Raw genomic sequence first — 11276 nt, 5'->3', positions numbered from 1 at the left:
TTATGCACACATTGAGCAAGAAAAAACCCTCTGATTTTTCAGAGGGCATATATTAACTTTTTTTGATTTGCTTAGCTTCTTCCTTCTCAGCTTTTTCTCTTTTAAAGCTGATTCCTTGAACATGTATATTCACTTGAGAAACGTTCAATCCTGTCATTGTCTCAACAGTATTTTTTACATTTTCCTGGATTTTAAAAGCTATGTCTGGTATAGATACTCCGTACTCTATCATAACCATTACATCTAAGTTAACTTCCTCTTCTTCTATTTGTATTTTTACACCGTTGTTTTTAAGTAATTTATCTGTGAATGTTGTGTTTGTTTCCACACCTTCAACTTCTAATGCTGCAAGTCCTGCTATAGTAGCTATTACTTCATTAGATATTTTCACTTGTCCAAAATTGTTATCTTCCATGATAAATTCTACCCCCTTATTTTAAGGAACTATTTTTATAATTATAATAATACCAAATACAGAACAACTTTGCAAGAAAATAACCTCAGTTAGGCCCTGAGGTTTTATAAAAAGTCAACTTATATTAAATATTATCCAATCCTTATATATTTTAATCAACTATTTGTAGTATATTAAAATATATTTTTAGCATCCAATTTATTTTTCCGTATTCTTAAATAATCCTATTTATTATTCATTAATTTTATATCTTCATATTTTACTTTTGCTTGTTGTGCTACTAAATCAAATATCTTAGTAGCATCTGCCTTTTCTAAATTTTCTTCATCTACTACTACATTTACACTACTATTATTTATGTACACTAATGCATCTTCAAATCCTTTAGTGCTTAAAAGATTTTCTATCTTAAGCTCTGTTTCTTGGTCTTTAACTAATTGTAATTTCATAGCAGACGCTTCTTTTCTAGATTCTTCTGCTGTAGATGGGTTGTTTATCATTTCATTTAAATCTTGAGTTAACTCATTTCTTTGTTTCTCTCTAGTCATCTTCATATCCAATATGTATGTAGTCTTTTTCATATTCTTTTGCGAAGTTAATTGCTCTTTTATTTCTTTACTAGTTTCAGTTACCTTTTCATCAATATTACTAGTTTTGCTATCAACAACTTCCACTTCCTCTTCTTTAGTAGCTTCTTCTTTATCTTCATTTTTTTTCATTTGAGTTTGTTCGTATGCCTTTAATTCTTTACTTGTTTCTATCGCTGATTTTTCGCTTAGTTTATAATTTACAGTTCCTACCACTACTAACATTACTGCTAAGCTTAATACTACAAATCCTCTTCCCTTATAATTAAATTTCATTTTTATCCCCCCAAGTTTAATATAATTTATTTAGTATATATTTCTACTTGATGTCCTGATATCTGAAGTGCTGTTTGTACTGCACTATATAAAGTTTCTTTAACTTTTGCATCATTAGCCCCAGTTGCTACTACTATCACACCCTTAATTTTTGCTTCATTAGTTTTTATAACTACAGGATTACTTGAACCTGATGTTATCATAGTTTTATTTTCACTTGATGTTGTAGTTGTTCTTTCTCCACCTTGAGAATCTACTTCTTTTGTATTTTCTGTTGTTGAATTAGAATTATACGCAGGTTGTATTTCTTCACTTGACTCAAATGTTATCATTACATCAAGTTCTCCAGCTCCTTCAATCTGGGATAATACATTTTTGAGCTTTCCTTCTAAAGAACTATTGTTATTTGTTTGTTCTACTTGTGCTTGCTTATCAACACTTACTTTTTTCTCTTCTTCACTTTCTTTCTTCGAGAAACTTGGCATTACTATAAGAGCTATTGCACAAATCACTCCTAAAGATAATAGTGAGTATATCTTTTTCTTATCTTTTTCATTTAAGTTTTTAAACATTCACCCAACCCCTATTAATCAATTTCTATAGTTTCGATTGATACGTCTAATATTTTTACTAAGTCTTCTTTAAGTTTGTCTTGATTTAAATTTAGCTCATGTTCTGATTCTTTACTCTCATTCTTGTCTTTAAATACTTGTTCAACATTTTCTTTGTCATTAGATTGTATGTCCTCTTTTTTATCTTTATTACTATTTTTTTCTTTTACTTTTATATTTCCTATTTCTGATCCATCAAACTCTACATCTTCTAATTCATAGTTATATTCATCTAATTTTAACTTTAATACATCTTTTAGCCCATCTTCATATCCTTTAGCCAAACTATTATTACCAGTCTTGTCTGCTAACTCATTTATACTATCCACATATTCCTTATTATATTTTCCCATTGACTTTAGTATCGTGTCCTCAAGGCTCATATCATTTGAAAATAAGCTTATAATCGGAGTCAGTACAATAAATACAAATATAAAGTTAAGTACAAGATTTATATATGGTTTTATTTTAGATGAAGGTAGCATCATATCAACTATATTGACTATAAATGCTCCTACTAATATAGTTACAATCCACATTTTTATATTATCCAACATATCACACCTCTTATCCTTGAGAGACTACACTTATTGATGTTAATATTGCCACTGTTACGAAAAACATTATTGTTATTGCTATTATACATGCAAGCATTATTACCATTAAATTCGCAACTTCATTCAAAAAGCTTGATATACTTTCTTCTCCGATAGGTTCTACAACTATCGCTGAGACCTTATATACAACTATTATGGATAAAATCTTTATAACAGGCACTAAACATATCCCTACTAATAAAACAAGCCCTATACCACCAAATACTCCTTTTATAAGCTGTGATGATGATAATAGTATATCAACAGAATCTGATACAAATCCCCCTACTACCGGTATAAAGTTTCCTATTGCAAATTTAGCTGTTTTTGCAGTAAAAGTATCAATACCTTTTACATATAATCCTTGCATAGATACAAGCCCTAAATAAATAGTAAACATCGCTCCTAAAGATACTAAATTTATTTGCTTTATAAATGATGATAATTTTTTTAATTTGATATTTTTTGATAAGTTATTTATGACAAGTATTGCAAATGCAACTGCAATTGATACAAATAGAAATTTTTTAAATACAACATTTATAAATGTTACTCCACCTATAAATATTGGATTTAATACTGTTGATGTGATTGGAAATCCTATTAAGACCAATAATGTTATAAGTATTGGCATTAATACTTGCATCAGCCCTACTATAGAATCTATGGTAGTATTACATATTGCTAATACATCCTTAAATCCAACTAAAGTTAGTGATACCATTGTTATGAATATTATGTAAGTGGTTATTTGGCTTACTGCACCTGATGAGAATGAATTATCTAAGCTTTTTAATACCGATGATAAAAGTGCTAGAACAAAGATTATCACTGCCACCTTTAAACTAGATTTTACTTCATCAAAGAGCATAAGTTTTATACCTTCTTTATTAAATAAATCTAATATAGTTTTTTCTCCACTAATAAGTTCTTTTATAAATATTTTTAAATTTACATCTTGAAGTGCTGAAGATTCTTTTATAAATCCTTCTATTTGTCCTATATCTATCTTTTCTAATTGACTGTCTATATAGCTATCTATGCTTTGTTTAGTTTCATCATAGCTTTTGCTTTCTTTTTCGTCATTACCAAAACATACTACTAAGGATCCTAGTACCAACAACAACGTTAGTATTGCTCCTAAAAATTTTTTTTTCATACGTAATCAGTCTCCTATGGGATAATATTTATTATCATTTCTACAATGGATAAAAGTATAGGGAATGACATTGTCATAACTATTATTTTGCCTCCAAACTCTAGTTTAGAAGCTATATTTCCTTCCCCACAGTCTTTACAAAGCTGTATCGCAAATTCCATAAGATATGCTATCCCAATTAATTTTATTATGAGCGTTATGTACATAGAAGGTATGTTTGCTCTTTCAGCCAAGCTTTGTATACTTTCTATTATAAAATTCAACTTAAATATTACTGCTAATAGTATTGCTACTCCTGTAAGTATTCCTATAAACATTGCTATTTCTGGTCTGTCTTTTTTTATTACTAAACAGAGTGTTGTTGAGATTATTGCAACTCCTACTAATTGCATTACTTCCAAAATATATCCTCCCCTTTAGTAAAGTTGAAACATTGTTCTTACTGTATTAAATAAATCACTTATTTCTGTTAATACCATTCCTAAAACTATTATTACTCCTGCTAATGTTGTTAATGATGCCCAATCTTTTCTATCAGTTTTTTCTAGAAGCATGTTAAGTACTGATATTAATATTCCTATGCCTGCAACTTTTATTATTAAAGATATATCCATATTCATCCTCCTATATCAAAATTATTCCTATTACTAATCCTATAACTGTAGATAATTTTCTATAAACCTGGCCCTTTTTATCTATATCTTCTTTTGTTTCACTTGTTAGTTTTTTTAGATTTTCAATAGATAAATCAATCATTCTAGTTTGAGATTCTATATCACTTTTCCCCAATGTAAGTATAAGTTTTTTTAATTCATCAACCTCCTTCTCTTCTAAATACGTTTCTTTTATCAACATCTGTATATTGTCATTTAAAATTTCGTCTAGCACTTTACTTTGGTTGTTATGTAGCTCGTCTTCTACTTTCTTAAAAAAATTAGAAGTACAGTATTCTGTTTTATCTCCAACTCTTTTGAAGATTTCTTCTAATGTATACATCCCAAAGGACAAATCCATCCTTATTATCTCTAATATTCTTATGAGATCATTTACCTGTTTATGTCTATTTGTATAAGCTTTGTAAATATATTCACCTATCAAGTAGCTACAAGCTACTAAGATTCCTATTATAATTATTTTAATTTGCAAAATACCATCTCTTTTCTTCTAAATCATATATTTTTTCTATTGTTCCAGGTCCTTTTTTAGCCGATAATATTATCACTTTTTTAAATAAATCTTCCTCTAATAATTGGCTTAATTCCTTTCTATTTCTGATATCTTCAATAGAATCCCCATGTACAGTTGTAATCAAGCTTACACCGCCATTTAAAGCCGTATATAAGGCGTTTATTTCATCTATATTACCTATTTCATCTGTTACTATAAGATTTGGTGACATAGACCTTAAAAGCATCATAATTCCTAGGTTCTTTGGACAAGTCTCTATTATATCAGTTCTTATTCCTACATCCATTTGGGGTGAACCTAAATAAGACCCTGAAATTTCATTTCGCTCATCTATCAAAGCTACTTTTATTCCTTTAAATCCATATTCTTTATTTCCATTACTTAAATTTCTTACTATATCTCTAATTAAAGTTGTTTTCCCACATTGGGGTGGTGAAATTATTAACGTGTTATTTACTTGGTTGTCTCCTTTTATTATGTGAGGTAAAACTTTATTTGAACATCCTATGATTTCTCTAGAAACCCTTATGTTTAATGATGATATATGCTTTATATTTTTAACTTGTCCATCTTCTACTATTGCTTTTCCAACCAATCCTACTCTATGTCCACCTCTAAGAGTTATAAATCCTTTTTTAATATCATCCATGAATGAGTGAATAGAATATTTACATATTATCTGGAAAGTTTGCTCTACATCTTCTTTACTAACGATATATGAATTATCCATTTTTGTGTCTAATTTGTTTGAATTTAGATTATAAAAATAATCTTTATTATTTGCATTTAATATAAGTGGCTTTTGAGAACGAAGTCTAATTTCTTCTATATTTATATTGTCCATTGAAATTTTTTTAATTTTTTCTCTTAGATTAATTGATAATGAGTTAACTATTTCATCACTAAGTTTATTCATACCTTGTCCTCCTCTTTTGTTTATATAACTATTCTATTAATGAGTTATGAAAAATATTACAAAAAAAAGAAGTCATTAGACTTCTTTTTTATAAATAATATTGCCTTATTATACTTAATCAATCTAAAAAAGCTCCCTATTTTCATAGGAAGACTCTTTTAGATTGATTAATATTTTTTTAGAACTATAGTTGCATTATGACCACCAAATCCTAAAGAATTTGACAGTGCATATCTAACTTCTCTTTCTTTACCAGTATCTAGTACATAATCTAAGTCAAGCTCTTCATCAACTTCTTGAACATTTATAGTTGGAGGTATAAAATTATCTTCTATACTCATAGCACAAACTACTGCTTCAATAGCGCCTGATGCACCTAATAAATGTCCTGTCATAGATTTTGTTGATGAAACGCATAAATCATATGCTTTATCACCAAAAACATTTTTTATAGCTTGAGTTTCTAATCTATCATTATATGGTGTAGATGTTCCATGTGCATTTATGTAATCCACTTCATCTAAAGGTACATTTCCATCTTTTAATGCCATTTGCATAGCACGAGTTGCACCTTCTCCACCTTCTGCTGGCGTAGTCATATGATAAGCATCTGCTGTTGCTCCATATCCTACAACTTCAGCGTATATCTTAGCATTTCTATTTAATGCATGCTCTAATTCTTCTAATATAAGAATTCCAGCACCTTCTCCCATTACAAATCCATCTCTGTCTTTATCAAATGGTCTTGATGCAGTTTTAGGATCATCATTTCTAGTAGACATTGCTTTCATATTACAGAACCCTGAAAAAGCAAGAGCTGTTATAGGCGCTTCGCTACCTCCAGCTACCATAACACTAGCATCTCCTCTTTGAATAACTTTAAAAGCATCTCCTATTGAATGTGTACCCGATGCACAAGCAGTACATACATTAGTATTAGGTCCTTTAGCTCCTAAAAATATAGAAACCTGACCAGCTGCCATATTTCCTATCATCATAGGAACAAAGAATGGACTTACTCTCTTATTTCCTTTGTTTAAAAGTATCGTGTGTTGTTCTTCTATAGTTGCAACTCCACCTATACCTGTTCCTATTATAACCCCCATACGTTCTTTGTTAATAGTATCTAAATCAAGATTGGCATCATCTACTGCCATCTTTGCAGAAGCTACTGCGTATTGAGTAAACCTATCTAATCTTTTAACTTCTTTTTTATTTATATAATCTTCAGCATTAAAATTTTTAACTTCTCCAGCCATCTGTGATTGAAAATTACTAGCATCAAATCTAGTTACAGTGTCTATTCCACACACACCAGATTTAATATTATTCCAAAATTCTTCTTTTCCATTTCCTACAGGTGTAACACACCCAAGACCTGTTATTACAACTCTCTTTTTCATAGAGAATACCTCCACTATTTATTAGCTTCTATATATTTAACTATGTCACCTATACATTTAAAGTTTTCAGCTTCAGTATCTGGTATTTCAATGTTAAACTCATCTTCTAATGCCATTATTATTTCTACTGCGTCTAATGAATCTGCTTCTAAATCTTTCATTAAAGAAGTTTCCATTGTTATTTCTTTATCCTCAACACTTAATTGCTCTCTTACTATTTCTACAACTTGATTAAACATATTTATTTCCTCCTGAATTTTTAATTATAGTTTTATAATTTTAATTTATTTTAAAAATTTTTAAATATATATTTATATAACTATTACTCTTTATACTTATTTTTTATGAAAAATTTGCTTCGTTCATGTCGCTAATAACCTTAAGAAACAGGTCTGTTGCTTGAACAATGTATTGGCTAACTACTTCAAGCTTATAAGAGTAATAATTTTAAAACTTAAATTATTTTTATTGCATTACCATTCCACCATCTACATTTATAACCTGACCTGTAACATAACTTGACATATCACTAGCTAAAAATGCTACTACATTAGCTACATCTTCTGGCTTTCCAAAAGCATTTTTAGGAATATTATTTAACATACTTTGCTTTATATCATCACTTAATACCTTAGTCATATCTGTGTCTATAAACCCCGGTGCAATTGCATTTATATTTATATTTCTTGATGCTAACTCTCTTGCTGCTGATTTAGTAAATCCTATTACTCCAGCTTTTGATGCACAATAATTCGCTTGTCCTGCATTTCCTATAACACCTACAACAGATGCCATATTTATTATTTTTCCATATTTACTTTTCATCATGGGTTTAATTACTGCTTTAGTACAGTTAAACACACCCTTTAGGTTTATTTCTATAACCTTATCAAAATCTTCTTCTTTCATTCTCATAAGTAAACCATCTTTAGTTATACCTGCATTGTTTACTAGTATATCTATTTGACCAAATTCTTTTAATGCCGAATCTATCATTTGATTAACTTCTTCAGATTTTGATACATCACATTTTAAAGTTATACATTTTACTCCTAAATCTTCTATTTCAGCTTTAGTTTTTAGCGCTTCTTCTTCTTTTGATGTATAGTTTATAACCAAGTTTGTTCCAAGAGTTGCTAATTTTTTAGCTACTTCTTTTCCTATACCTCTAGAACCTCCAGTAACTATAGCCACTTTTCCATTTAAATTTATCATACAATCTCTCCATTTCTGTAAACTTTCACAAATTCATCTAATGAATCTGCATCATCTATATTGTAAATATTTACATCCATTTTTTTGTTTGAAGATATCTTTTTTATGAAACTTTTTAATGTCTTTCCTGGCCCTATTTCTATAAAAGTATCATATCCTTCATCTAATAATCTTTCTATAGAATCTTCCCAAAGTACTGAAGAGCTAACTTGCTTTATAAGTAACTCTTTTCCTTCGTCTTCATAATATTTAGCATTAACATTTGAAAGCACTGATACCTTAGGCTTACTTAAGCTTACTTTATCTAACTCTTTAGATAATTTATTTCCAGCATCCTTTAACATTGATGAATGGAATGGTCCACTTACATTTAATTTTACAACTCTTTTAGCACCATTTTCCTTCAACTTTATCATTGCCTCATCTATTTTGTCACTTTGTCCAGATATTACTATCTGACCTGGAGAATTATAATTTGCAACTTCAACAATCCCATTTTCTATACTCTTTATAGTATTTTCTACCTTATCTCTATCTAATCCTAGTATTGCAGCCATAGCGCCTTCACCTACAGGCACAGTTTCTTGCATAAACCTGCCTCTTTTTTTAACTAAAGATACGGCATCTTTAAAATCAATAGCATCTGCTGCAACTAATGCACTATATTCTCCTAGAGATAATCCTAGACATGCATCATACTTTAAGTCTATCTTTTCATTTAGTGCTTCTAGAACTGCTATACTATGCGTTACTATAGCTGGTTGAGTATTTTCTGTTTTTGATAACTCCTCATCGCTACCTTCAAACATTATGTTTTTTAAATCTATCTCTAAAGCATCACATGCTTTATCTATTACTCTTTTAGCCGTTTCATTACTTTCATATATATCCTTTGCCATTCCTACATATTGTGAACCTTGGCCAGGAAATACTAATGCTATCTTTCCCATAAAATACCTCCTATTTTATAGCTCTATATTTGGCATGATGTTTTTTGCTTGACTTACCATATCCTCAAGAATTTCTTTACAAGGTTTTATGTCTTTTATAATTGATGCTATCTGTCCTGCCATAAAAGAACCATTATGTATATCTCCATCTACTGTAGCTACTCTTAGAGAACCTATACCTCTTTTATCTATTTCTTCTGCTGGTTGACCTTCTTTTTCCATGTTTAGTATTTCTTTAGCTAACTTATTTTTTAAAGTTCTAACTGGGTGTCCTGTGCTTCTACCAGTTACTATAGCATCTCTATCTTTTGATTTTAAAACCATATTTTTATAGTTTTCATGTACATTACACTCATCACTACATATAAATCTAGTTCCTATTTGAACACCTTTTGCCCCTAGTGCAAAAGCTGCAACAATCCCTCTTCCATCTGCAATTCCTCCTGCTGCTATTACAGGTATATTAACAGAATCAACAACTTGAGGAGTAAGAACCATTGTAGTTAATTCTCCTACATGTCCACCAGCTTCTGTACCTTCAACTATTATAGCATCTGCTCCTAACTTTTCCATTCGCTGAGCTAAAGCTATACTCGGTACTACTGGAATTACTTTGACTCCAGCTTCTTTTAGTCTATCTATATACTTTGCAGGATTACCTGCTCCAGTTGTTATTACTGGTATTTTTTCTTCTATTATCAAATCTATTATTTCATCTGCAAATGGAGACAATAGCATAACATTTACACCAAACGGCTTATCTGTTAGCTCTCTACACTTACGTATCTGTTCTTTTATAATTTCCTTAGGTGCATTTCCTCCTGCAATAAGACCAAGGCCACCTGCATTTGAAACTGCACTTGCTAAAGAAGAATCTGCTACCCAAGCCATGCCGCCTTGAATTATTGGGTATTTTATATTTAATAATTTACAAATTTTATTCATTTATTCCTCCTTGTATACTCCAATTTATTACTGAAGCGCCCCAAGTTAGTCCGCCACCAAATCCTACTAAAACTACATTGTCACCTTTGTCTATCTTTCCTTGTCTATATGCTTCATCCAGCGCAACAGGAATTGATGCCGCTGACATATTTCCATATTTATTCAGATTAACATAAACTTTATCTATATCTAAATTTAGCCTTTTTGCTGATGCTTCTATTATTCTAATATTAGCTTGATGTGGTATAAGGCAGTCTATTTCAGTTGCATCTAAGTTTGCCATTTCAAGGGCTTTTAATGATGCTTCCTCCATTATTCTTACTGCAAACTTATATACGTCATTTCCTGACATTGTTATAGCGCGTAATGTATTTTCTACTGTCTTTTCGCTGGTCGGAATTTTAGAATCTCCAACTGGTAGGCTTAGAACGTCTTTACCTTTTCCATCGGAACCTATGTATGTAGATAATATTCCACCTTCATCAACATTTCCTATTACAACTGCACCTGCACCATCGCCAAATAGTATTGCAGTAGATCTATCATTATAATCTAAAACTCTTGAAAGAACTTCTGCACCTATTACAAGAACGTTTTTATACATTTTAGTTTCAATAAATTGTTTAGCTATAGTAATACCATATATAAAGCCTGAACATGCTACTGATATATCAAATGCAGCTGCATTAGTCGCGCCTATATTTTCTTGTACTATACATGCTGTTGCTGGAAATGACATATCCGGAGTTGCTGTAGCTACAATTATTAAGTCTATATCTTCGGGAGTTAAATTTGCGCACTTTATTGCATTTAGCGCTGCTTTTGTAGACAAATCTGAAGTAGTTTCATTTTCATCTGCCATTCTTCTTTCACTTATTCCAGTTCTAGTTTTTATCCACTCATCACTTGTGTCCATTATTTTTTCAAAGTAAAAATTATCTATCACCTTATTCGGTAAATAGCTTCCTACCCCTAATATACCAACTTTTTTGTTCATATATAATTTAAACCTCCA

Annotated in this window: 15 protein-coding genes; all 15 read right to left on the bottom strand. The window is 30.3% G+C overall.

The genetic code is table 11. The annotated features are described in order from the left end of the window. Positions 1-52: 52 nt before the first annotated feature. Complete coding sequence (locus AC11VW_RS13375; RefSeq protein WP_484301924.1) at positions 53-415, bottom strand: Asp23/Gls24 family envelope stress response protein; 363 nt, start codon at positions 413-415, stop codon at positions 53-55. A gap of 224 nt (positions 416-639) precedes the next feature. Next, positions 640-1278: a SpoIIIAH-like family protein gene (locus tag AC11VW_RS13370; protein ID WP_484301923.1), complete on the bottom strand. Its 639-nt coding sequence runs from the start codon at positions 1276-1278 to the stop codon at positions 640-642. Between the two features lie 26 nt (positions 1279-1304). After that, on the bottom strand, positions 1305-1850 hold the full coding sequence (locus AC11VW_RS13365) for a stage III sporulation protein AG (RefSeq protein ID WP_484301922.1): 546 nt from the start codon (positions 1848-1850) through the stop codon (positions 1305-1307). A gap of 14 nt (positions 1851-1864) precedes the next feature. Further along, positions 1865-2446 carry a stage III sporulation protein AF gene (locus AC11VW_RS13360; protein WP_484301921.1) on the bottom strand — a complete coding sequence of 194 codons (582 nt, stop codon included), beginning with the start codon at positions 2444-2446 and terminating at the stop codon, positions 1865-1867. Between the two features lie 10 nt (positions 2447-2456). Continuing rightward, positions 2457-3644: a stage III sporulation protein AE gene (gene spoIIIAE / locus AC11VW_RS13355; RefSeq protein WP_484301920.1), complete on the bottom strand. Its 1188-nt coding sequence runs from the start codon at positions 3642-3644 to the stop codon at positions 2457-2459. 14 nt (positions 3645-3658) lie between these two features. Next, complete coding sequence (gene spoIIIAD / locus AC11VW_RS13350) at positions 3659-4036, bottom strand: stage III sporulation protein AD (RefSeq protein WP_484302009.1); 378 nt, start codon at positions 4034-4036, stop codon at positions 3659-3661. A 24-nt stretch (positions 4037-4060) separates the two neighbouring features. After that, on the bottom strand, positions 4061-4258 hold the full coding sequence (spoIIIAC, locus tag AC11VW_RS13345; RefSeq protein ID WP_438650120.1) for a stage III sporulation protein AC: 198 nt from the start codon (positions 4256-4258) through the stop codon (positions 4061-4063). A gap of 10 nt (positions 4259-4268) precedes the next feature. Next, positions 4269-4790 (bottom strand): stage III sporulation protein AB, encoded by a 522-nt coding sequence (locus AC11VW_RS13340; RefSeq protein ID WP_484301919.1) that lies wholly within the window; start codon positions 4788-4790, stop codon positions 4269-4271. Then, complete coding sequence (spoIIIAA, locus tag AC11VW_RS13335; RefSeq protein WP_484301918.1) at positions 4780-5748, bottom strand: stage III sporulation protein AA; 969 nt, start codon at positions 5746-5748, stop codon at positions 4780-4782. Before spoIIIAA ends, AC11VW_RS13340 begins: the two co-directional genes overlap by 11 nt. A gap of 167 nt (positions 5749-5915) precedes the next feature. Further along, positions 5916-7151 (bottom strand): beta-ketoacyl-ACP synthase II, encoded by a 1236-nt coding sequence (gene fabF / locus AC11VW_RS13330; RefSeq protein WP_484301917.1) that lies wholly within the window; start codon positions 7149-7151, stop codon positions 5916-5918. A 14-nt stretch (positions 7152-7165) separates the two neighbouring features. Beyond that, a complete protein-coding gene (acpP, locus tag AC11VW_RS13325) occupies positions 7166-7390 on the bottom strand; it encodes an acyl carrier protein (protein ID WP_484301916.1) in 225 nt (74 codons plus the stop codon). Positions 7391-7616: 226 nt separating this feature from the next. Then, entirely contained in the window at positions 7617-8366 is a 750-nt protein-coding gene (gene fabG / locus AC11VW_RS13320) for a 3-oxoacyl-[acyl-carrier-protein] reductase (protein ID WP_484301915.1), read from the bottom strand. Continuing rightward, positions 8363-9316, bottom strand: coding sequence for an ACP S-malonyltransferase (gene fabD, locus AC11VW_RS13315; RefSeq protein ID WP_484301914.1), 954 nt, complete (start codon positions 9314-9316; stop codon positions 8363-8365). The genes fabG and fabD overlap by 4 nt, the downstream gene beginning before the upstream one ends. Positions 9317-9331: 15 nt before the next feature. Further along, positions 9332-10261, bottom strand: coding sequence for an enoyl-[acyl-carrier-protein] reductase FabK (gene fabK / locus AC11VW_RS13310; protein WP_484301913.1), 930 nt, complete (start codon positions 10259-10261; stop codon positions 9332-9334). After that, positions 10254-11258, bottom strand: a complete 1005-nt coding sequence (locus AC11VW_RS13305; protein ID WP_484301912.1) for a beta-ketoacyl-ACP synthase III — start codon at positions 11256-11258, stop codon at positions 10254-10256. The genes fabK and AC11VW_RS13305 overlap by 8 nt, the downstream gene beginning before the upstream one ends. Positions 11259-11276: the final 18 nt, after the last annotated feature.

It is taken from the genome of Romboutsia sp. (assembly GCF_056995035.1).
This window is presented reverse-complemented; position numbering and strand designations above follow the sequence as displayed.